This is a genomic window from Nocardioides sp. Z35_8, assembly GCF_059621125.1.
In genome coordinates, this window is sequence record NZ_JCAQIE010000002.1 from 491,468 (window position 1) to 513,270 (window position 21,803).

16 protein-coding genes are annotated in these 21,803 nt (G+C 67.7%); 7 read left to right on the forward strand and 9 right to left on the reverse strand.

The genetic code is table 11. The features are described from left to right. The first annotated feature begins 322 nt into the window (after positions 1-322). Positions 323-2,383: an MDR family MFS transporter gene (locus tag AC54T2_RS14110; RefSeq protein WP_496666483.1), complete on the forward strand. Its 2,061-nt coding sequence runs from the start codon at positions 323-325 to the stop codon at positions 2,381-2,383. 88 nt (positions 2,384-2,471) lie between these two features. Here AC54T2_RS14110 and AC54T2_RS14115 read toward each other — a convergent pair whose 3' ends face one another. From AC54T2_RS14115 to AC54T2_RS14140, 6 genes are all read right to left on the reverse strand, one after another. After that, positions 2,472-5,078 carry a family 43 glycosylhydrolase gene (locus AC54T2_RS14115; protein WP_496666484.1) on the reverse strand — a complete coding sequence of 869 codons (2,607 nt, stop codon included), beginning with the start codon at positions 5,076-5,078 and terminating at the stop codon, positions 2,472-2,474. Positions 5,079-5,536: 458 nt separating this feature from the next. Further along, complete coding sequence (locus tag AC54T2_RS14120) at positions 5,537-6,541, reverse strand: LacI family DNA-binding transcriptional regulator (protein WP_496666485.1); 1,005 nt, start codon at positions 6,539-6,541, stop codon at positions 5,537-5,539. A gap of 256 nt (positions 6,542-6,797) precedes the next feature. Continuing rightward, on the reverse strand, positions 6,798-7,964 hold the full coding sequence (locus AC54T2_RS14125) for a mandelate racemase/muconate lactonizing enzyme family protein (protein ID WP_186340557.1): 1,167 nt from the start codon (positions 7,962-7,964) through the stop codon (positions 6,798-6,800). A 90-nt stretch (positions 7,965-8,054) separates the two neighbouring features. Beyond that, positions 8,055-9,554 (reverse strand): tripartite tricarboxylate transporter permease, encoded by a 1,500-nt coding sequence (locus AC54T2_RS14130; protein WP_186340556.1) that lies wholly within the window; start codon positions 9,552-9,554, stop codon positions 8,055-8,057. Between the two features lies 1 nt (position 9,555). Next, positions 9,556-10,080, reverse strand: a complete 525-nt coding sequence (locus AC54T2_RS14135) for a tripartite tricarboxylate transporter TctB family protein (RefSeq protein WP_496666486.1) — start codon at positions 10,078-10,080, stop codon at positions 9,556-9,558. Continuing rightward, the gene (locus tag AC54T2_RS14140; protein WP_496666487.1) at positions 10,077-11,069 is read right to left on the reverse strand and encodes a tripartite tricarboxylate transporter substrate-binding protein; all 993 of its coding nucleotides are present in this window, start codon (positions 11,067-11,069) and stop codon (positions 10,077-10,079) included. The genes AC54T2_RS14135 and AC54T2_RS14140 overlap by 4 nt, the downstream gene beginning before the upstream one ends. Before the next feature lie 114 nt (positions 11,070-11,183). Here AC54T2_RS14140 and AC54T2_RS14145 point away from each other — a divergent pair, with 114 nt between their 5' ends. Further along, positions 11,184-11,867, forward strand: a complete 684-nt coding sequence (locus tag AC54T2_RS14145; RefSeq protein WP_496666488.1) for a GntR family transcriptional regulator — start codon at positions 11,184-11,186, stop codon at positions 11,865-11,867. Between the two features lie 351 nt (positions 11,868-12,218). Here the strand turns inward: AC54T2_RS14145 and AC54T2_RS14150 are convergent, their stop codons facing one another. Genes AC54T2_RS14150 through AC54T2_RS14160 form a run of 3 tightly spaced genes read right to left on the reverse strand, consistent with a single transcriptional unit; the run spans position 12,219 to position 13,632 of the window. Further along, a complete protein-coding gene (locus AC54T2_RS14150) occupies positions 12,219-12,638 on the reverse strand; it encodes a hypothetical protein (protein ID WP_496666489.1) in 420 nt (139 codons plus the stop codon). A gap of 29 nt (positions 12,639-12,667) precedes the next feature. After that, positions 12,668-13,288 carry an ArsR family transcriptional regulator gene (locus tag AC54T2_RS14155; RefSeq protein WP_496666490.1) on the reverse strand — a complete coding sequence of 207 codons (621 nt, stop codon included), beginning with the start codon at positions 13,286-13,288 and terminating at the stop codon, positions 12,668-12,670. A gap of 11 nt (positions 13,289-13,299) precedes the next feature. Continuing rightward, on the reverse strand, positions 13,300-13,632 hold the full coding sequence (locus AC54T2_RS14160) for a DUF3024 domain-containing protein (RefSeq protein WP_496666491.1): 333 nt from the start codon (positions 13,630-13,632) through the stop codon (positions 13,300-13,302). Between the two features lie 35 nt (positions 13,633-13,667). On the opposite strand from AC54T2_RS14160, the gene AC54T2_RS14165 reads away from it, so the two are divergent. Genes AC54T2_RS14165 through AC54T2_RS14185 form a run of 5 tightly spaced genes read left to right on the forward strand, consistent with a single transcriptional unit; the run spans position 13,668 to position 21,723 of the window. Then, complete coding sequence (locus AC54T2_RS14165) at positions 13,668-16,457, forward strand: type I restriction endonuclease subunit R (RefSeq protein WP_496666492.1); 2,790 nt, start codon at positions 13,668-13,670, stop codon at positions 16,455-16,457. A 59-nt stretch (positions 16,458-16,516) separates the two neighbouring features. Further along, positions 16,517-17,683 (forward strand): restriction endonuclease subunit S, encoded by a 1,167-nt coding sequence (locus tag AC54T2_RS14170; RefSeq protein ID WP_496666493.1) that lies wholly within the window; start codon positions 16,517-16,519, stop codon positions 17,681-17,683. Continuing rightward, positions 17,680-19,944 (forward strand): GmrSD restriction endonuclease domain-containing protein, encoded by a 2,265-nt coding sequence (locus tag AC54T2_RS14175; protein ID WP_496666494.1) that lies wholly within the window; start codon positions 17,680-17,682, stop codon positions 19,942-19,944. Before AC54T2_RS14170 ends, AC54T2_RS14175 begins: the two co-directional genes overlap by 4 nt. Continuing rightward, complete coding sequence (locus AC54T2_RS14180; RefSeq protein WP_496666495.1) at positions 19,937-20,233, forward strand: hypothetical protein; 297 nt, start codon at positions 19,937-19,939, stop codon at positions 20,231-20,233. Before AC54T2_RS14175 ends, AC54T2_RS14180 begins: the two co-directional genes overlap by 8 nt. Further along, positions 20,230-21,723 (forward strand): type I restriction-modification system subunit M, encoded by a 1,494-nt coding sequence (locus AC54T2_RS14185; protein WP_496666496.1) that lies wholly within the window; start codon positions 20,230-20,232, stop codon positions 21,721-21,723. Before AC54T2_RS14180 ends, AC54T2_RS14185 begins: the two co-directional genes overlap by 4 nt. Positions 21,724-21,803 lie beyond the last annotated feature (80 nt).

Consider the following 21,803-nt stretch of genomic DNA (forward strand, 5'->3'; position numbering starts at 1 on the left):
CACCCCATGCAGCGCATCCGCGGCTCGCCATCGAGCCGGCTGATTGCACGCCGGGCCTGGCGGGACGCCCCCACGCCCCGGCCTGAACCTCGAGGGCACACCAGCCGACCCGCGTCCCCAGCCGCGTCGCGGGATCGGGGGCCCTCGCCACCAGGGCTCCGCTCGGGCAACGAGCTGATCGCCTTCGCCTGTGCGCAGCCGCGGGGCTTCGCTGTCGCGCACGCCCGCCCGATCGTGCGGCGCAGGGACCCCGGCACAACGGCCCTTCCTTCACCGGACGGAGGCTTGAACACTGTGGGTGCCCCGACCCGGAGGAGGCCCCTTGTCCGCCACCACCGCCACCACCGCCACACCGGCGCCCGCGCCGGTCGCCACACGGGCGCTCACCGGCTGGCGCCGGATCGCGGCGTTCGCGACCATCGGCCTGGGCATGCTGCTCGCCGCGCTCGACGCGACGATCGTCTCCACGGCACTGCCGACCATCGTCGGCGACCTCGGCGGCGGCACGCACGTGTCGTGGGTGGTCACGTCCTACCTGCTCGCCCAGACCACGGTCACCGTGCTGGCCGGAAAGCTCGGCGACCAGTTCGGCCGCAAGCTCGTCTTCCAGCTCAGCGTCATCGTCTTCATCCTGGGCTCGGCGCTGTGCGGCCTGGCCGACGGCATGGTCTGGCTGATCGGCTCCCGGGCGCTGCAGGGCATCGGCGCCGGCGGCCTCACGGTCACGGCCACCGCGCTCATCGCCGACATCATCCCGCTTCGCGAGCGCGGCAAGTTCCAGGGCGCGCTCGGCGCCGTCTTCGGCCTCGCCACCGTGATCGGACCGCTGGTCGGCGGCCTGCTGACGGACAATGCCAGCTGGCGTTGGTGCTTCTACGTCAACGTCCCGCTCGCCGCCGTCGTGGTCGTCGCCGCACGCTGGACCATCCCCCACGTGGCCCGCGGGGCCAAGCCGCGCATCGACTACCCCGGCATGGCCGCGGTCGCCGTGGGCGCCTCGATGCTGATCCTGGCGACCAGCTTCGGTGGCACGACGTACGCGTGGAGCTCGTGGCAGATCATCGGCCTCCTCGTCGGCGGCGTCGCGGTCCTCGGCGTCTTCGTGCTCATCGAGCAACGGGCGGCGGACCCGATCCTGCCGCCGCGCCTGTTCGGTGCCAGGGTCTTCACCGTCTGCTGCGCCCTGAGCTTCGTCGTCGGTTTCACGATGCTCGGCGCGATGACGTTCCTGCCCACGTTCTTCCAGTACGTCGAGGGCGTCTCGGCGACCGAGTCAGGGTTCCGCCTGCTGCCGCTGGTGGTGGGCCTGCTGATCACCTCGGTCACCGCCGGCAACATCGTCAGCAAGAGCGGCCGCTACAAGGTCTTCCCGGTCGTCGGCAGCCTGGTGATGGCTCTCGGTCTCTTCCTGCTCTCCCGGATGGATCCGTCGACCCCCCTCGGGGTCTCCTCGCTCTACCTGTTCGTCCTGGGCCTCGGCATCGGCATGAGCATGCAGGTCCTCACGATCGTCGTGCAGGGCTCGGTCCAGTACAGCGACCTCGGAGTCGCCACCTCGGGCGTCACCTTCTTCCGCACCATGGGCAGCGCCTTCGGTGCGGCCATCTTCGGGACCCTCTATGCCAACTTCCTCCAGGACCGGCTGCCCGAGGCGATCGCCACGTCACCCAGCGTCACAGCCGCCGACCGGGCGACGCCGGAAGCGCTGCACGCACTCCCGGCGCGGGTGATCGCTCCGATCGTCGACGCCTACTCCGGGGCGCTGACCCAGGTGTTCCTCTGGGCGGTCCCGGTCGCCGTGCTCGCCTTCGTCCTGGCGCTCGTGCTGCCGCAGGTCAAGCTCGCCGACAACGTGGCCGACGCCGCGCCGGACCTCGGCGCCGGGTTCGGTGCCCCGCACTCGCCGGACAACGAGGAGGTGCTGTCGCGCCGGATCACGAACCTGCTCTACGGTCGGCACCGCGACCGGGTGCTGGACCTCCTGCAGTCCTCCGAGGAGGACCTGGACGCGGCCGGGCTCTGGGCGGTCGTCCAGGTCTACGGGCTCACCGCCGCCGGACATCGCGCCGACGTCGGTCAGATGGCGCGGTCCCGAAACCTGCCCACCGCGGTGCTCGAGCCGCCCTTCCGCCAGGTCATCGCCGCCGGGTACGTCGAGGGCGACCTCGACGACCTGACCGTGACCGCCCGGGGCAGGGGCGCGGTCGACCGGCTGCGCGACGACCTCACGGCGTGGATCAAGGCCCACCTGGAGGGGACGAGCGACAAGTCGCCCGAGGTGATCAGCACCGCGATCTCCTCCGTCGTCCGACGCGTCGTCGTCGAGCGCGCCGAGGCGGACGGCTCGCCGGCCGAGGAGCCCATGGTCGGCGCGGGCCGGTGACGCTGTCGTCCGGGACGCAGCACGAGAAGACCCGCAGGCCCCGTGAGGGACCTGCGGCTCTTCCGCTGGTGCGCGATCGTGCTGCGTGTCAGCGCCTGGCGCGCGCCTTGACCTTCACGCTGTCCGACCCGCCGGTGATCGCGGAGGAGCTGGGCACGACCACGGAGTAGCGGTGCGTGCCCGTGCGCTTGACCTTGACCGGGACCTTCATCGGTGCACCGGTCCAGGTCACCTCGCGCACCAGCTTCTTCCCGTCGCGGACCTTGAACACGGTGCCGACCGGCACGTTGTCCAGGGTGACCTTGAGCGCCAGCTTGGTGCCGACTCGCACCGCCTTGCCGCGGGCGGACCTGGGCAGCCGCACCACCACGCGGGTCACGGCCGGAGGTGTGGCGACCGGCGGCACCACCACGGGAGGGGTGACCGTCGGCGGGGTGACCGTGGGCGGGGTGGTGGGCGGGGTCGTTGCCGAGACGGCGGTGAAGGTCCAGGACGCCACGTCGAAGAGCTTGGTCCCGGCGGCACCGGCGTACGAGAAGTACACGTCCGACACGCCGTTCAGTGCGCCGGCGGTGATCGGGACCGTGACGTCGCTCCACGTGGAGCCGTCGCCGGCCGGCACCTCGACGCTCCCCAGGACCGCCGCGGTGGCGGAACGGTCGGGTGAGGTGCTGACGGTGATCGTCCCACCGCTGCGCCCACGCACCTTGGCGACCAGTGACTGGGCGCCGCGGGCGCCGAAGTCGGCGTTCGAGATCGAGGTCCAGTCACCGTTGTCGATGCTGGTCAGGATCGAGGTCGGCACCGTCGTGCCGAAGGAGCCGTCCCCGTCGAAGCCCTGCCGGGTCCCCGCCTGCCACGCGATCGTCTCCGCGGAGACCGGGCCCGCGTAGGGGTCGAGGTCGGCCAGCTGCCCCGGACCGGTCCGGGTCCCCGTGGCCGGCGTGATCGTGCCGTCGGCTGCGATGGAGATCCTGTCGATGTGGGCGTTGCGGAACCCCTTGGTGCCGCTTGGGCTCTGCAGCGCCTGGTCCAGCGTCTCGGCGTGGTAGGTCAGGTACCACTGGTCGTCGAAGGAGAAGATCGCGTGGTGGTTGTTGCCGCCCACGCCGAAGAAGGCCGACTGGTTCTGGAACACCGGACCGACGTAGGTGTCCTCGGTCCACGGACCCAGGGGGCTGTCGGACTTCATGTAGTGGATGTTGCCGCGGCCCAGGGACCTGCCGTTGATCACGCGGTTGTTGGTGAAGTTCGTGCAGTAGGAGTAGTAGTAGGTGTCGCCGACCTTGTGGATGCCGGAGTCCTCGAAGACGGCGGGAGCGTCGACCAGGACGGCCGGGTCGATGGCACCGTCACCGTCGTCGTCGGCCAGGGACACCATGTCGTCGCCCAGCTTGATGGCCCGGGCGGTGCCGGGTGAGTCCGGGTTGACCTGCTGACCGTTGGCCTCCGGGACGCCACCACCGAAGTAGAGGTAGCCGCTGCCGTCGTCGTCGACGAGGACGGCCGGGTCGAAGAGCCACCACACGTCGGCGGCATCGGGGTTGCTGTTGTTGCGCACACCGGGAGTGTCGAAGGAGACCAGTGCGGTCTGCCGCGGCGCGGTGAAGGGTCCGACCGGGCTGTCACCCTTCAGCACCCAGATGCCCCCAGCAGAGTTGGCGAAGTAGAGGAAGACCTCTTCGTCGCCGTCACCGTCGGTGTCCTTCGCGACCACGGCAGGCGCCCAGGAGTTGCCCGGACGACCGGCGCTGGTGCCCGACAGGCCCGCGGGCCCGGCCGCGTTGATGCCGCCGTGGTTGGTCCAGTTGACCATGTCGGCGCTCGACCACACGTTGATCTGGTTGATCAGGCCGTAGTTGTTCGACTCGCCCTTGGTCAGCCAGTCGGACCACTCCTGGGTGTCGTTGGTCGTGTAGACGTAGACGCGTCCGTCGAACTCGAACGCCCAGGGATCGGCTCCGAAGTTCTGCGTCACCAGCGGGTTGCCGCGCGCGGCGACGCCGGTGGTCCCGGGGAGCTTGGCGAACGCACCGAAGGAGCCCGCCTCGGTGTTGTCGTTGCGTTCGAGGAGGTCGGGGCGGGTGACCGGCGTGGCGCCCTCCCCCGTCTTCGTGATGCTGACGTCGTCCAGACCGAAGGAGGCCGGGTAGGCGGTCAGGCCGAAGTCGTTCTCGAAGTAGACCTGGAAGTTGCCGACCGCACGATCGTCGGGGATGGTGAACGAGCCGGAGAAGGTCGCCCAGCTCCCTCGGGCGATGGTCGAGCTCGCCAGGACGACATACTGGGCGCCGTCGGCGCTCGATCCGTAGTCCGCGGTGAGGTTGAACTTCATCGAGGCCGGCACGGGGTCGGCGTCGGTGTACTTGATCTTCGCGCTCACGCTGTAGGTCGAGCCGGGATCGACGGTGACCCTCTGGCTGATGCCCTGCACCGAGCTGGAGCGGTTGGCCGCCAGCAGGCTGGCGGTGCCCGTGGCCTTGTCGTCGGTGTTGCGGGTGACCGTCACGGTGCCACCGCCGCGGGCCTGCCACGGGGCGATCGTGGTCTCCTCGGCGCCGCCGTTGACGATCACCTCGGTGCCCACGGGAGCGGCTTGGGCGATGACCGCGGTGGAGGCCAGCGTGGCCGTGGCGGTGGTCGCAGCGACCGCGACGAATGCCGCCGCCACGCGTGTGAGTCGTCCTGGCTTCATGAGTCCTGCTCTCGATTGGGTGACCCGACCGGGGAGGCCGGGGCGGAACTGGTGGCGCTCATCGCACGATCCGTACGGACCGTTCGGCGACGGTGGCGGCGTGGTCGTCGAGGGTGGTCGTCGAAGGTGGTCGTCGAAGGTGGTCGTCGAGGGTGGTCGTCGAGGGTGTGGACGAACGGGACGACCCGCGCCGGCCCCGCGTGCCCGGACCCGGCACCACCAGTCAGCAACACGCACGCTCGTGACCCCCCTGCCGCGAACAGTCGGACCAATGCCTGGCGCACCATCGCGATCTCCCCGTTCCGAGTTCGGGCCGCAGTGACGATGATCACAGTGTTAGCGCTAACATGCGTTCCCGCAAGGGGCTCGGCACATCGACGACCTGCGGAGTGCCGAACGTCAGGACCTGCGAGCGTCTCGAGCGAGCGCACGGCCTCCGCGACGGGCGCTGCGGCGGCCTACCCGCCGAGCCGGCCCGCTGGCGCCGCGGTGCTGCGTCGCACGGTCAGCGTGGGCACGATGGGCTCGATCGTGGCCTCGTCGTCACCGCGTACGGCCGCGAGAGCGAGCGCCAGCGCCCGTCGGCCGAGCTCGGCGAAGTCCTGCGCCACGGTGGTGAGGGCCGGCCAGAAGAACGCTGCCTCCGGCACGTCGTCGAACCCCACGACGCTGATGTCGTCGGGCACCCTGCGCCCTCGCTCGTGGAGCGCGTTCAACAGGCCGAGTGCCATCTGGTCGTTGCTCGCGAAGACCGCGGTCACGTCCGGGTCGTCAGCGATGAGCAGTCCGGCGCGGTGGCCGCTGGCCGGCGACCAGTCGCCCACCAGCTCCGGTCCGGGCAGGAGCCCTCGCGCCTCGTGGGCGTGTCGCCAGCCGGCGCGCCGCTGGTCGGCCTCGACCCAGTCGGCCGGTCCCGCGACGTGCGCCACACGGCGATGACCGAGGTCGAGCAGGTGGTCCACGGCGAGCGCCGCCCCGGCGTGCTGGTCGATGCCGGCGGACAGCGGCGCACCGGCTCGCACTCCCTGCACCGTCACGAGGGGGATGGAGAGCTGCAGCGAGCGCGTCATCTCGGCCGCCTCGCGGTGCGCGACCGCGACGACGATGGCCTCGACAGCCTGGTCGAGCAGGCGCTGGACTGCGTTGTCGAGCAGCTCGGACGAGAACTCCGGCAGTCCCACCAACGCGACGTCGTAGCCCGCGGAGTGGCCGGCCTCCTGCACGCCGAGGGCGATCATGCTCGGCCCGTGCAGTGCGAGGTGCGCGGTCACCATGCCGATGCGGCGGGACCGGTTGGTCGCGAGAAGGCGCGCGGCGAAGTTGCGGCGGTAGCCGAGCTCCTCGATCGCGGCCAGGACCCGGAGCCGGGTCTCCTCCTTCACCAACGAGGCGTCGTTGAGGACGCGCGACACCGTCTGGTGGGAGACGCCGGCGCGCTCGGCGACCTGTGCCATGCTCGGCATGCGCGTTCCCGCCCGTTGCCGGGCGCCTCTCTCCCCCATGCGCGAATCCTAGGACCGCAGGCGCAGGAACCGCTGCCGATCACGTTCGAGGCAGGCGGGGGCGGAGCACCTCGAGGCGGCCACCGCCGCGGCGCGTCAGACGCAGCTCACGGCGTCACCCATCACCGTTGACAGCTCACGATTACAAGGCACGGCCGCGGCAGTGCGCTCGTAGCCAACCGTGGGCCGCCTTCGACACCTCACGCCGATGGGGACATTACTCGTGCAGCTCGCGAAGGACCTTGAGGAAGTTCGCCTTGCCCTCGAAGCCGATGCCGGGGCGGTCGTCGAGTGCGACGCGGCCGCCGTCGACGACTGCGTCGTCGGCGAAGCCTCCGGTGGGCTGGAACTCCCCCGGGTAGGACTCGTTGCCGCCGAGCTTGAGGGCGGCGGCGATGTGCAGGGAGAACTGGTGGCCGCCATGGGGAATGCAACGACGTGACGACCAGCCGTGCTGGGCGAGCATGTCCTGGATCCGTCGGTACTCGACGAGCCCGTAGCTGAGCGCCGGGTCGACCTGGATGTAGTCGCGGTCCGGCCGCATGCCGCCGTACCTCACGAGGTTGCGCGCGTCCTGCAACGAGAAGAGGTTCTCCCCGGTCGCGATCGGGTTCTCGTAGTGCTCGGAGAGGGTCGCGTTGAGCCGGTAGTCAAGTGGGTCGCCGACCTCCTCGTACCAGAACAAGCCGTAGGGATCGAGGGCCTTCGCATACTCGAGGGCGGTGTCGAGGTCGAAGCGGCCGTTGACGTCCACGGCGAGTCGTGAGCCGTCTCCGTCGAGGACTTCCAAGACGGCCTCGATCCGCCGCAGGTCGTCCGCGAGGGGGGCTCCGCCGATCTTCATCTTGACGACGTCGTATCCCGCGGCGAGGAAGCGGCGCATCTCGTCCTGGAGATGGCCATCGCTCTTGCCCGGAGCGTAGTAGCCGCCTGCGGCATAGACGAAGACGGAGTCGTCCGGATCCCCGTCGCCATAGTGGTCGGAGATCCACCGGTAGAGCGGCACGCCGGCGATCTTGGCGGCCAGGTCGTGCAACGCCATGTCGACCACCCCCACGGCGACCGAGCGTTCGCCGTGGCCGCCCGGCTTCTCGTTGCGCATCATCGTGTCCCACGCTCGAGAGGGAGACAGGTCTCCCCCCTCGTCGAGGATGGCGCCTTCAGGAGCGTCCATCAGGCGGGGCAGGATGCGGCGCCGCAGGATCTCGCCGGCCGAGTAGCGGCCGTTGGAGTTGAAGCCGTAGCCGACCAGCGGCTTTCCGTCGACGATGACGTCGCTGACCAACGCCAGGATCGAGCAGTCCATCGTGGAGAAGTCGATGAAGGCGTTGCTCATCGACGAGCTGATGGGGATGACCCCCTCATGGGCGGAGACGATGCGCATCAACAAAACCTTTCTCGCAACTTGTAAGACGGCAGGAGGAGAGACCGGGTAGACGCCCCGACGAGGCGTCAGAGCGTGGACGTGGGCGCGCTAGTCGTCCTCGCCCTGGAACACGACCTCACGCTTGCGGCGTACGGACGGGAGTAGAGAAACCACCACGATGATCAGGGTTAGTGCCAGCAGCGTGGCCGAGATCGGACGGGTGACGAACACCGACGGGTCGCCCCGGGAGATGATCATCGCCCGGCGGAGGTTCTCCTCGAGGAGTGGTCCGAGCACGAAGCCCAGCAGCAGCGGAGCGGCCTCGCAGCCCCAGCGGATGAGGAAGTAGCCGAGCAGCCCGGCCGCCGCGACGGCGAAGACGTCCCACGCATTGAGGCCCAGCGAGTAGCAGCCGATCGATGCGAAGGCGACGATCGCCGGGAAGAGCACGCTGTAGGGCACGCTCAGCATCCGCACCCACAGGCCGATCAGCGGCAGGTTGAGCATCACGAGCAGGACGTTGCCGATCCAGAACGATGCGATCAGGCCCCAGAAGAGCTCAGGCTCGTCGTTGATCACGTTCGGTCCCGGCGTGATGCCCTGGATGATGAAGGCACCCACCAACAGCGCCATCACCGGGTGGGCCGGCAGGCCCAGGGTGAGCAGCGGGATGAAGGACGTCTGCGCGGCCGCGTTGTTGGCCGACTCCGGCGCCGCCACACCTTCGATGGCGCCCTTGCCGAACGCCTCGGGGGTCTTGGAGACCCGCTTCTCGAGCGAGTACGACGTGAAGCTGGCCAGGACGTGTCCGCCACCGGGCAGCACGCCCAGCAGTGACCCCAGCGTGGTGCCACGCAGGACGGGCATCCGGATGCGCCGGAAGTCCTTGCGCGTGAGCCAGAGGCCCTGCACCTTCCTGGTGACCAGGCTGGGGTTGTGCTGCTGCTCGAGGTTGCGGATGATCTCGGCGATGCCGAAGAGGCCGACTGCGAGCGACACGAAGTCCAGCCCGCCGTAGAGCTCGCGGACCCCGAAGGTGAAGCGCGGGACGCCGGTGAACTGGTCCTGGCCGATGGTGCCGAGCAGCAGGCCCAGCACGATCATGGCCAGCGCCTTGACCGCTGACCCGCTGGCCAGGGCGATCGAGGCGAGCAGGCCCAGGACCACGATGCTGAAGTAGTCCGCTGGCCCGAACTCGAGGGCCGCCTGCGCCAAGGGTGGCGCGAAGAGCGCGACCACCACCGTCGCCACCGTGCCGGCGAAGAACGAGCCGAGCGCGGCGGTGGCCAGAGCCACCCCGGCCCGTCCCTGTTTGGCCATCTGGTGGCCGTCGAGGGCCGTCACGACCGAGGACGATTCCCCTGGCAGGTTCAGCAGGATCGCCGTGGTGGAGCCGCCGTACTGGGCGCCGTAGTAGATGCCCGCCAGCATGATCAGCGAGGCGACCGGATCGAAGGAGAAGGTGATCGGGAGCAGCAGCGCAACCGTGGCGGTCGGTCCGATGCCGGGTAGCACGCCGACGGCGGTGCCGAGCGTGACACCCAGCAGGCAGATCAGGATGTTGGAGGGCTGGAGGGCGACCTCGAACCCCAGAAGGATGCCGTCCATCTCAGCCTCCCAGCCAGTCACCGAGGACGGACAGCCGCAGCTGCAGAAGTGCCACGAAGACGATCAGGCACACCACGGTGAGGCCTGTGGCGATGATCGCGGCCCGGTAGGGGCGGGTGCCGTGCCCGGCCAGAGCCGCGAGGAAGGTCGTGACGAGCAGGCTCGGGCCGAGCCCGAGACCCTTCACCGTGAACCCGAAGAACATCACCGCAGCCAGGAGCAGGCCCATGCGACGCCAGGGGATGTCTCCGCGGTCGGCGTTGGCCACGGTCGGGTCGACGCCGCGGAACGACGCGACCACGATCACGGCCCCGAGCAGGGCCAGGATGGTCCCGAGGACGAGCGGGACGTAGCCCGAGCCCATCCGCAGCGCGCTGCCGATGTCGTACCGCGACCCGCCAATGGCGAACGCGAGACCGAGGACGACGAACGTGCCGCCGGCCATCAGGTCCGGAAAGGACGGTCCGGAACGCTCCGCACCCGAACGCCCGGCGGAGTCGCCGGGCGCCGCAGGCACAGTGCTCATCCGCCCGTGACCCCGGAGGCCTCGATGATCGGGGTCCACAGCTCGAGCTGCTCCTCGAGCTTGGCCGTGAGCGCCTCGGGCGTCGCCTGGTCCTCGGCCACCGCCGCGGTGCCGAGATCCGCGAAGCTGTCGATGACGTTCTGGTCAGCCAGCGCGACCTGCAGCGCGGCGGTGAGCTTCTCGACGACCTCGTCGGGCGTGTCGGAGGGGACGTAGAGCCCGTGGAAGGAAGCGACCTCGACGCCATCAAGACCGGCCTCGGCGGTGGTGGGCAGGTCGGGCAGAGCCTCGATCCGCTCCGGGGTCGTCACGGCGTAGGCCTTGATGTCGCCCGACTCGATCTGCGCAACGGTGTTGGGGGTCTGGTCGCACATGAAGTCGACCTGACCGCCGATGAGGTCGGTCAAGGCCGGACCGGTGCCGTCATAGGGCACCTCGGTGAGGTCAACCCCGACCGCCTGCTCGATGAGCAGTCCGCACAGCTGCGAGGCGGCACCCACGCCGGCGTTGGCGATGGTCACCGTGTCCGCGTTCTCCTCGACATAGGCCAAGAGCTCCTCGAGCGTCTCAGGCTCGAAGTCAGCGCGGGCCACGATCGTCATCGGCAGCTCGGTGATCAGGCCAACGGTCTTGAAGTCCTCGAGCGGGCTGTAGTCCAGGTCGGGGTAGAGGGCCGGCGCCGTGGACATGCCGATGTGGTGGATGAGCACCTGATAACCGTCACCGGCCTCTCCGGAAACCTGTCCGGCTGCCACGGTGCCGCCAGCACCCTCGACGTTCTGCACGACGATCTGCTGGCCGAGCTCCTCCGCCATCGGCTCAGCGATCAGCCGGGTGACGGTGTCGGTCGGTCCGCCGGCGGAGAACGGCACCACAAACGTGATCTCGGACTCGGGGTAGGCCGCAGGATCGGCGTCGCCGCCACCGCAGGCCGCGAGTGACAGGACGGCAACGCTGGCCACGGAGATGAGAGGGATACGCAAATGCATGGTTGCTCCTTCGGGTGCCTCGCACCTTATAAGATGCATGTCGGGTCACCCTACGAGTGACGGACGCCACATAGCAACCCCGACTTATAAGAAACATGTGGCATCCTTGTTCGTGTGACCACCTACACCTTCACGAGCAAGGCGGACGTCGCCTATGCCCAGATCCGCCAGCAGATCCTGGACGGTTCACTGGAGGCGGGGTCGGCTCTAGCCCAGTACGAGCTCGCCGCGTCGATGGGCATCAGCATCACCCCACTGCGCGAGGCCATCCGTCGTCTCAGCGGCGAAGGGCTCGTCCTTCTCGAAGGGCATCGCAACGCCCGGGTGGCGGCGATGGACTTCGAGGAGGCGCGACAGCTGTTCGAGACCCGACAGGCACTCGAACCCGCCGCCATGGCACTGGCGGCCGTACGCCGCACGGACGCAGACATCGCCCGCATGAACGCCGCCCTGGAGAGCTTGCTCCCAGTCACGCGACAGTGGGGCGAGGTGGCGTTGGCCGCGCACCGTGAGGTCCACCAGGCGCTCTACACCGCCTCGCACAACATGGTCATGATCCGCATGCTGAACGACTTGTGGGACAAGTCGGACCGCTACCGTCGAGCCGGTCTCGAGCTCCCGTCGGGAGGTGAACCCCGCACGCGCGACTTCGAGGAGCACCACCGCCTCGTGGAGCTGGTGACCGAGGGGGATGCCGACGCTGCCCGGTCCCTGACCTGCTCGCACATCGCCAACAGCCTCACCGCTGCGGCACTCGACGCCCACGAAGGCCGGACGGACGTCGTGGCCACCGTGTAGCCCGCGGGCGTCACTGTTGGTGCGGCCGCTCAGCGAGCTTGCTCCACGCCGAGCGTCCACGTGACGTGAGGGACGCCGCGGCGCGTCGGACAGGACGAAGTCGCGCGGGGGTCGGGTCCGCACGCCCGGCGGGCGCTACCACGGGACTTCCACCCTGTACGACGCGCCGGGGCCGGCCGCGTCACACGTTGAAGCGGAACGAAAGTGGGGCTTTTGGCTGTCCTTGGTCATCGTTGGCCAGAGCCGACAAACACGGTCTGAACTGCGGAAACGCGTCGGCGGGGCGTTGAGCGTCGTTGGCCGGGGTCGGCCTCAGCCGGACTTCTTGCGGACTGTTTGCGGACCGCTGGGTCACGGCGAGAGCTCGCGAGCGAGGGCAGCGTCGAACAGCGTCCGAGCGACCTGCTCGGCCTTCTCGGTAGCCGCGGCACCCACCGGCTTCGCCTCGTAGCGGTCCTGGTTACGAGCGCGTCGCAGGCGGTCGAACTCCCGCGCCGCCCGGTCGGCCGGCGGCCTGTCGAGGATGGCACGCAGATAGCGGCCGAGCGCCTCGTGCTGGCCCGGCCCGTTGGTCGTCCGGAAGCCGTACGCCGCCAGCAGCGCCTCGCCGATGTCGTGGCAGACGTCGTAGGCAATGCCGTACCTGACGACGACGCTGGTGAGCAGCGGCAGCTGGTTCAGGCGCTCCTCGGCCTGGCGCAGGAATGAGGTCGCACGCGCGAGGTCCGCGGGCACGACGTCGAGACGTCGCGCCTCGACCAGCGCGAGCACCGTCGCGTGCTGGACGCGAGTGAGCGGAGTCAGTGCCACGGCAGGTCTCCGATCACGGCGACCACCGGGCCGTTGCGCACGTTGTCCAGGAAGCCTGAGCGTACGGCGAACTCCGCCGAGGTGAGGATCGTCGGGTTCACCGGACGGTGCACCGCGGCCTCGACTCGAGTGCACGCCTCGTAGACCGTGTCCACGTCGGGTTCACCGAGCACCATCACGTCGATGTCGTGCGGTGCCGGACCGGCATCGCCGAGCAGCCGTGCAGCGAAGGAGCCGTAGAGGAACGCCGACTCGATCCCGTCGATACGACCGAGCTCCTCGGCCAGGATCACCACCGGGCCGGTCACGACCGTGAGGATCTCGCGCAGGGGGTCCACCAGCGGGCTCTCGTCGTTGGCGCGGATCAGCCTCGTGCGGCCCACCTGTCGCTCACTCAGGATGCCGGCGTCCACCAGGCGCGCGACCTCGCGGTGCGCGGTCGGGTAAGCCAGGCCGGCCTGCCTGGCCAGATCGGTCACGCTCAGCTCCTCGCTGGTCAGCAACAACGTGGACAGCAGGCGCGCCTGACCGTCCGACCGGAAGATCGGAGCGAGCAGCGGCGCCTCAGTTCTCATATAACTGATGTTATCCTCCATTATATTGACGGTCAATGCCCCGCTCGCTAGCCCCAGAAGATCGGGTCGCCGCTGGTCTCGATGTGATCAAGGAGCGCCTGGACGTTCTTTGTCGGCCGCTTGCGCTTGTACTCGTGGAACTTGAGGTTGCGATCGCGCCAGTAGATCGCCCATTGGCCGGTCGACTTCGTGTAGCGCAGCCGCGCGATCGGGAACCGGGTGTGCTCGCCGACACCGTCCCACGGCGGCCGAACCTCGACGATGTCGACGTGACGGTCAGAAACGTCGGCCTCGACCTTCAGCTCGTCCCACAGGCGCTCGGGCACGCGCTCACGCGACCAGAGCCGGATGCGGTGCAGGTCAGTCTCGGGAAGTGCCATCACACCAGTCCATAGCGCATAACCTACGAGGCATCATGAACCTCGGGGACGACGCCAACCGCCTTGCCGCGGAGGCGCGTGCCCGCGTGTTGATCGACCGCCAGCTCACCGACGCGGGCTGGTCAGTGCAGGACAGCAGGTCGCTCAACCTGTTCGCGGCCCAAGGCGTCGCGCGCCGCGAGGCAACGATGGCGACGGGGCACGGTCGAGCCGACTACCTGCTCTACGTCGACCAGAGGGTCGTCGGTGTGATCGAGGCCAAGCCTGAGGGCACTCCCCTGTCGGGTGTCGAGTGGCAGTCCGCGATGTACGCCGACGGGCTCCCGGCGGATGTCAGGTTGGCGGCGCAGACCAAGGACGGCCGGCTCCCGTTCGTCTTCGAGGCCAGTGGCACCGAGACCCACTTCACCAACGGCTTCGACCCCGAGCCGCGGGCTCGCCGGATCTTCAGCTTTCCCAAGGCGGCCACCCTCGCCAAGACCCTGCGAGGGAAGGACGAGCAACACCCCACCTGGCGAGGCAAGGTCACCGCCATGCCGCCGCTGGACACCGCTCCTCTTCGGCCAGCGCAGATCGAGGCCATCAACGGCGTCGAACAGAGCCTGCGCGAGCAGCGCTATGACCGGAGCCTCGTCCAGATGGCCACGGGTGCCGGCAAGACCTACGCGGCGGTCACCCTGTCCTACCGGCTGCTGAAGTTCGGCGGCTTCGACCGCATCCTGTTCCTGGTCGACCGCAACAACCTGGCGAAGCAGACGATGGCCGAGTTCGAGAACTATCGCACCCCCGACGACGGCCGCCGCTTCACCGAGCTCTACAACGTGAACCGGCTCAACCGCGGCCCGATGCCGGAGTCGACGGCTCTCGCGATCTCCACCATCCAGCGCGTCTTCAAGGCGCTGCGCAACGAGGAGGTCGGTGAGAGCGACGACCCCGAGCTGGACGGGTGGGTGCCCGACGCACCGGTCACGGTCGCCTACAACTCCGACATCCCACCGGAGACGTTCGACCTGATCGTGGTCGACGAGGCTCATCGTTCGATCTACGGCCAGTGGCGCGGTGTCCTGGAGTACTTCGACGCCCATGTCGTCGGCCTCACCGCGACCCCTGGCAAGCAGACCTTCGGGTTCTTCAAGCAGAACCTCGTTTCGGAGTACACCTACCCGCAGTCGGTGGCCGACAACGTCAACGTCGACTTCGACATCTACCGGATCAAGACCCAGATCAGCGACCAGGGCTCGACGATCGAGGCCGGCACGGTCGTCCCCAAGGTCGACCGGCGCACCCGCGCCCAGCGCTACGAGGCGCTGGACGAGGACCTCGAGTACACCAGCGGCCAGCTCGACCGCGCGGTCACCGCGACCGACCAGATCCGCACCGTGCTGGAGACCTTCCGGGACAAGCTCTTCACCGAGATCTTCCCGGGACGGTCGACCGTGCCGAAGACCCTCATCTTCGCCAAGGACGACGCCCACGCCGAGGAGATCGTCACCCAGGTCCGCGAAGTGTTCGGCAAGGGCAACGACTTCGCCGCCAAGATCACCTACACCGCCCGCAACGCAGACCAGCAGCTCGCCGCCTTCCGCACCAGCCCGGCGCTCCGGATCGCAGTCACCGTCGACATGATCGCCACCGGGACCGACGTGAAGCCGCTGGAGTGCGTGTTCTTCATGCGCGACGTGCGCTCGCCGCAGTACTTCGAGCAGATGAAGGGCCGAGGCGCCCGCACCATCCCTTCAGCCGACTTCCAGGCAGTCACCCCCGACGCCAAGCAGAAGACTCGCTTCGTGCTCATCGACGCCATCGGGGTCACCGAGCACGGCTTCGTCGAGCCGCCGCTCAACCGCGAGAAGTCGGTCAGCCTCCAGAAGCTGCTGGAGAAGGCCGCAAACCTGACCATCACCGAGGACGAGACAGCAACCCTCGCATCACGACTCGCCGCCCTCGAACACCAGCTGACTCCCGGGGAACGCACCGAGCTCGACTCCGTCGCCGGCGGGTCTGTGCGGAAGGTCGTGCGCCACCTCGTGGATGCGGTCGACCCCGACCGGCAGGCCGAGGCCATCGAAGGTGCCGAGGACCCGGACACGGTCCGTCAGCAGCTGATTATCGACGCCGTGAAGCCACTCGCATCCAACCCTGACCTGCGGGCCCGCATCCTCGAGCTCCGCCGCACCCACGACCGGGTAGTGGACGAGGCCTCCGCCGACGTGCTGCTCGATGCATATGGCGTGGTCGACACCAGCAAGGCAACGTCCGTCGTCGAGTCTTGGCACGCCTACCTCAACGAGCACCGCGCGGAGATCACCGCTATCCAGCTCCTCACCGAAGCGAAGGAACGGAGGATCTCCTTCAGCGACATCAAGGAACTTGCGGACCGCATCGCACGCCCGCCGTACAACTGGACGCCCGACATCATCTGGAACGCGTACGTCGCCCTCAATCCTGAGTACGAAGCCTCGGTGGTTGAGGAGGGCGCGCAGCGCCCGTCTCGAAACCACCACCGCACGTTGACCGACCTGGTTTCGCTGGTCCGCTTCACCGTCGGTGTCGACGACAAGCTCGTCCCCTACGTCGAACGAGTGCAGGAAAGGTACGGCGCCTGGCTGGCCCAGCAGGAGCAGGCAGGCGTGACGTTCACGGACTCAGAGCGCTGGTGGCTTGACAACATGGTCAAGGTGATCGCGAACTCTGCCGGCATCCGTACGGAGGACCTCGACGACGCCCCCTTCATCGAGCGCGGTGGCACCGACGGCGCCCTGCGCGACCTCGGCGACCGCGCGGCGGAGCTCATCGACGAACTGAATTCGGAACTCACCGCGTGAGCACGCCGTCTGCAGCGCTTCGCGACTTGATCACGGAACCCCTTGCGAACGGGAGATCCGTGAAGGACCAACCCGGCGGATTTCCCGTCCTGCGACTCACTTCTCTGCGCAACGGCACCATCGATTTGCAGCAGCGCAAGGAAGGCGCTTGGAGTCGTGCAGATGCCGAGCGGTTTCTCGTCAGAGCAGGTGACTTCCTCGTTTCCCGAGGAAATGGCAGCCTCGACTTGGTAGGGCGCGGCGGGCTAGTGGCGGTCGATCCCGACGAGGTGGCGTTCCCGGACACCATGATCCGAGTTAGACCGGACACCACGAGGGTCGAGCCCAGATTCCTCGCCCTCGTTTGGTCGTCTCCCAGCATTCGCCGGCAGATCGAGTCGTCTGCTCGAACTACCGCCGGCATCTACAAGGTCAACCAGACTGACCTGGGCGCCATCGAAGTGCCGCTCCCGCCCCTCGATGAGCAGCGCCGCATCGTCGACCTTCTTGAAGACCACCTCTCCCGCCTTGACGCCGCCGCTGGCTACCTGAACGCCGCACGTCGTCGAGCAGAGCTGCTGCTCGATTCAGCCCGCGAATCGATTTGGGACGACACCGACGAGCGGACGACGATTGCTGAGTTAGGGGAAGTCATAACCGGCAAGACACCGCCAACGCGCGACCCAGCGAACGCCGGGAATGACGTCCCATTCGTCACACCCGGAGACCTGGCGTTTGGCAACGTCGTTCACGCAGTCCAGCGTTCGATAAGTGAGCGTGGGGTTGCTTCTTCTCGAACCGTGGCGGAGGGAAGCGTGCTTGTCGTCTGCATTGGCGCCACCCTTGGCAAAGTCGGCTACACCGAGCGTCGCGTCGCGTTCAATCAGCAGATCAACGCGGTGGCCCTGCCTTCCACCGAAGAAGCGCGCCTCCTGGCCGCGGCGATGGCCGCCCCAAGCTTCCAGCGGGTGCTGCGAGCAGCCTCGTCGGCCACGACCATGCCGATCCTCAACAAGTCCAACTTCGCTCGCTTGCATGTTCCTCGGCTCAGATCCTCCGATCGAGGGAGCCTGCTTGAGAGGATTAGCGAGGCATCTGATGCAGTCGAGAATCTCCGCTCCGAACTTGAGGCCGCGGTCATGCGGTCCTCGGCGCTCCGGCGCTCCCTCCTCGCCGCCGCGTTCTCCGGCCGCCTCACCGGCGCTGCGTCAGAGCGGTCGCAGGCCGAGGAGATGATCAACGCATGAGAGCCGGAGACGAGCTGCTCGGAGCGGTCTTCAACAAGGACCACCGCTATGTGATCCCGATCTTCCAGCGCCCGTACGTGTGGGACGAGGAGGAGAACTGGATCCCCCTGTGGGACGACATCCGCAAAGCCGCCGAGTCCGCGGAGACACAGTCTGAGGGGGGAGACGACGAGGACGCTCAGGAGTACTTCCTTGGGGCGCTCGTGACCCAGCATCGCAGCCCGATCCCGCGGCGCACGCCCACCTCCATGGTGATCGACGGACAGCAGCGGATGACGACCTTCCAGGTGTTCCTGGCCGCCGCTCGACGTGTGGCCTTGGAGTTCGGAGCACTGCATGCCGCCGACAGCTTCGCGGCCCTAGTGCGTAACCGGGTGAGCGTCGACAGCGACCATCCGGAGGACCGGCTCAAGGTCGCACCGCTCGCCCACGACCTGCACGGCTTCGAATGGGGCGTACGCGAGCCCGACGACGTATCTTCGCCACCGAACGTTGGTCACAAGCTCGTCCGGGCATCTCTCTGGTTCGAAGACGCCGTGCGTGACTGGGTCAAGGAATCCTCGTCAGCCAGCGACCGGCTCGACTTCCTCCACTTCGCCGTTGAGAACCGCATCAAGGTGGTCAGTATCTTCCTCGACGCGAAAGACGACCCGCAGATCATCTTCGAAGCCCTCAACCACCGCGGGGTCCGCCTGGACGCTGCCGACCTCGTCAAGAACCTGCTCTTCCAGATGCTCGAACGCCAAGGTGACCACCAACTTGAGCATGAGCTGCTCAACGACCACTGGTCCGTGCTCGATAGCGGGCATTGGCGCGAGGAGGTGACCACAGGCCGCATCAAGCGAGTGCGAGTCGACATCCTCCTGGCCTACTGGCTGAGCGCGCAGCGCGGCGAAGAATCATCAGTCGAGCACCTCTTCGAGGACTTCAAGCGCTGGATGCGTGCATCACAGGCGAGAGCCGCCGACGTGATCCGTGATATCCGCGTCTACGCGGACACGATGGACCGGTTGCAGCGACTTCCGATGAGTTCCCTGGTCGCACAGGCTCTCGACCGGTTGGACGCCACGAAGACCACCACGCCCTGGCCTCTGATCCTATTCCTGCACGCCTCGTCCGAGATCCCCGAGGATCAGGCCGTCATCGGCACGCTCGCGATCGACTCGTTTCTCATGCGCAGGGCTATCTGTCGCATGACCACCAAGGACTACAACCGGTTGTTCGGCACCCTCCTGGGTGCGATCAAGGCCGGCGATGTCACCCGCGCCGGAGACCTGCTGGTCGCGGGTCTGGCGAGCCAGACAGCCGAGAGCCGGATCTGGCCGGACGACTCAGCGTTCATCAGCGGCCTGATGAACAGCAACCTCTACAACGACCTCCTGCGCGCCCGGCTGCGCACGCTGCTGGTTGGGATGGAGAACCACCTGCTCACGAGCCGGGCGGAGCCCACCCTGCCTCCCCGAGCAGCCAGCAAGGCCCTCACGATCGAACACGTCATGCCGGTGAAATGGGAGGAGAACTGGTCGCTGCCGGAGGGCGCGCCAGCGTCGGCGGCCGAGCGACGCAACAACTCGATCCACCGCCTCGGCAACCTGACCCTGGCCACGCAGAGCCTGAACTCGACCCTGAGCAATCAGGCCTGGAGCAAGAAGCGGCACACGCTCCAGACCCATAGCCTCGCCCGGTTGACGACCGGATCGATCCTGACCTTCCCCGAGGGTGTTAACAACTTCACCCAGGATGAATGGGTCTCAGCCTGGGACGAGGACCGCATCGGTCTCCGGGAATTGGCTCTGATCAGGTGCGCGCTCGCTGCCTGGCCACGGCCGAGTGAGCCCAACGACGACATCGACCTGGAAGCCTTCCAGGTCGCAGAAGCCAGCAAGGTCGCAGAAGCCAGCCGGGTCGCGGAGTCCAGCCAGGTCGCGCTGGCACGTACACGAACGGACAACCCTGTGCACGGCGATCTGCTGCCGCTCATCGTGCGCGGGCTGGTGATACCCGGGGACCGGCTGCGGCATCAGAAGGTGCGATCCGGCACCGAGTTCCATGCCACCGTGACGGGCTCCGGCGGTCTTGACACGTCGGCGGGCCACTTCCGTGCCCCGTCACCTGCCTTGTCGAAACTCGTCGGCAGCTCGCGCAATGGCTGGACTGACTGGACGCATGTCCCGACGGGGAAGACGCTCGCCGAGCTTCGAGAGATGCTCCGCGACTCCCTGAGGGACGGAGCAGAGAACGACGGAGAAGATGATGGATGACACGACGTTCGTCATGGACGGATACACGATCGACCTGGATCAACTCTATCGAGCAATGCATTCGCAATCTGTGCTTGAGGGTGGCATCCGTGTCTTCCACGGCAACAGCAACGATGTGCGCGCAGTGAAGCGGCTTCTCCACGACCTCTTCGATGTTCCTGTCCGCAACAGGGTGCATCCCAGGAACAACCGGATCCGCAAGGAGGCTGAGATCCGGATGGCAGCTTTGGGCTGGGCGACAAAGGACGCCGGCCGATCTGCCCGCTACGAGCTCCACCGAAAGCTGTGACCGCGACCATGTCTGACTCCCGCCGCCTCGTCGACAAGCTCTGGTCCTACTGCAACGTCCTGCGTGACGACGGCGTGGGCGTCATCGAGTACACCGAGCAGCTGACCTACCTTCTGTTCCTCAAGATGGCCCATGAGCGGGCTACGCGGAGGCTCAACCCGCAGCAGATCGTGCCGCCCGAGTACTCGTGGCAGAAGCTCCTCGACGCCGAAGGCACCAAGCTGGAGGTCACCTACACCCAGATCCTGGTTGGTCTTGCACAGCAGCCGGGGACGCTCGGCACGATCTTCAGGAAGGCCCAGAACCGGATCCAAGACCCGGCCAAGCTCAAGCGACTCATCGTCGACCTCATCGACCAGGAGAATTGGTCAGCCTCCGGGACCGACCTCAAGGGAGACGCCTACGAGGAACTGCTCTCGAAGGGCGCTTCCGACAAGGGCTCTGGTGCCGGCCAGTACTTCACACCCCGCGAGTTGATTCGGGCGATCGTCGACGTCATCGACCCCAAGCCCACCGACACGGTCGTCGACCCTGCCTGCGGCACCGGCGGCTTCCTCTTGGTCGCACACGAGCACGCCTCCCGCGACGCCGCCAGCCTCACGCCGACCGAGCGCGATCACCTCCGCGACGAGTTTGTCTCCGGCTACGAGCTGGTCGACGGCACCGCCCGGCTGGCTGCGATGAACCTGCTGCTGCACGGCATCGGGACACCGAACGGCGACTCCCTCATCGACGTACGCGACTCTCTGATCGCCGATCCCGGCCAACGCTGGTCCGTTGTGCTCACGAATCCGCCGTTCGGCCGCAAGTCGTCGCTCACCATGGTCGGCGCAGACGGACGGGCCGTGCGCGAGGATCGCGACATCGAGCGCCAGGACTTCGTCGTGACGACGTCCAACAAGCAGCTCAACTTCCTGCAGCACATCATGACAATCCTCGCCATCAACGGTCGCGCTGCGGTGGTCCTGCCCGACAACGTGCTCTTCGAGGGCGGTGGTGGTGAGACGCTACGGCGCAAGCTGCTCGCGGACTTCGATCTGCACACGATGATCCGGCTCCCCACCGGCATCTGGTACGCACCCGGGGTCAAGGCGAACGTGCTCTTCTTCGACAAGAAGCCGGCGGCCGAGCAGCCCTGGACCCAGAAGCTGTGGGTCTACGACTTCCGGACCAACATGCACTTCACCCTCAAGCAGAACCCGCTCCGCCGGGCAGACCTCGACGACTTCGTGACCTCGTACCTGTCCGGCAAGGACCGCGCGGAGCGGGTGGAGTCCGAGCGGTGGAAGTCCTTTGACTACGACGAGCTCGTGGCGCGCGACAAGGCCAATCTCGACATCACCTGGCTGCGGGACGAGTCGCTCGAGAACGCCGATAACCTGCTGGCACCCGAGGTCATCGCCCGCGAGATTGTCGAGGATCTGACCGCGGCGCTCGTCGAGTTCGAGGCCGTCGCCGCCGCACTCGAAGCCTCTTCCGCCGACTCCTGAACTTTTCGCTCTTCCGGACCCTCTCACTTCGACTTCATCTACAACCGTTGGCTCTTCACGGTCCCCAAAATCTTCTTCTC

Coding starts and splice junctions, on each gene's coding strand:
- AC54T2_RS14115 (WP_496666484.1), bottom strand. CDS start 5,078: ATGAAGCCAGGACGACTCACACGCGTGGCGGCGGCATTCGTCGCGGTC.
- AC54T2_RS14120 (WP_496666485.1), bottom strand. CDS start 6,541: ATGCCGAGCATGGCACAGGTCGCCGAGCGCGCCGGCGTCTCCCACCAG.
- AC54T2_RS14125 (WP_186340557.1), bottom strand. CDS start 7,964: ATGCGCATCGTCTCCGCCCATGAGGGGGTCATCCCCATCAGCTCGTCG.
- AC54T2_RS14130 (WP_186340556.1), bottom strand. CDS start 9,554: ATGGACGGCATCCTTCTGGGGTTCGAGGTCGCCCTCCAGCCCTCCAAC.
- AC54T2_RS14135 (WP_496666486.1), bottom strand. CDS start 10,080: ATGAGCACTGTGCCTGCGGCGCCCGGCGACTCCGCCGGGCGTTCGGGT.
- AC54T2_RS14140 (WP_496666487.1), bottom strand. CDS start 11,069: ATGCATTTGCGTATCCCTCTCATCTCCGTGGCCAGCGTTGCCGTCCTG.
- AC54T2_RS14160 (WP_496666491.1), bottom strand. CDS start 13,632: ATGGCACTTCCCGAGACTGACCTGCACCGCATCCGGCTCTGGTCGCGT.
- AC54T2_RS14165 (WP_496666492.1), top strand. CDS start 13,668: ATGAACCTCGGGGACGACGCCAACCGCCTTGCCGCGGAGGCGCGTGCC.
- AC54T2_RS14175 (WP_496666494.1), top strand. CDS start 17,680: ATGAGAGCCGGAGACGAGCTGCTCGGAGCGGTCTTCAACAAGGACCAC.
- AC54T2_RS14180 (WP_496666495.1), top strand. CDS start 19,937: ATGGATGACACGACGTTCGTCATGGACGGATACACGATCGACCTGGAT.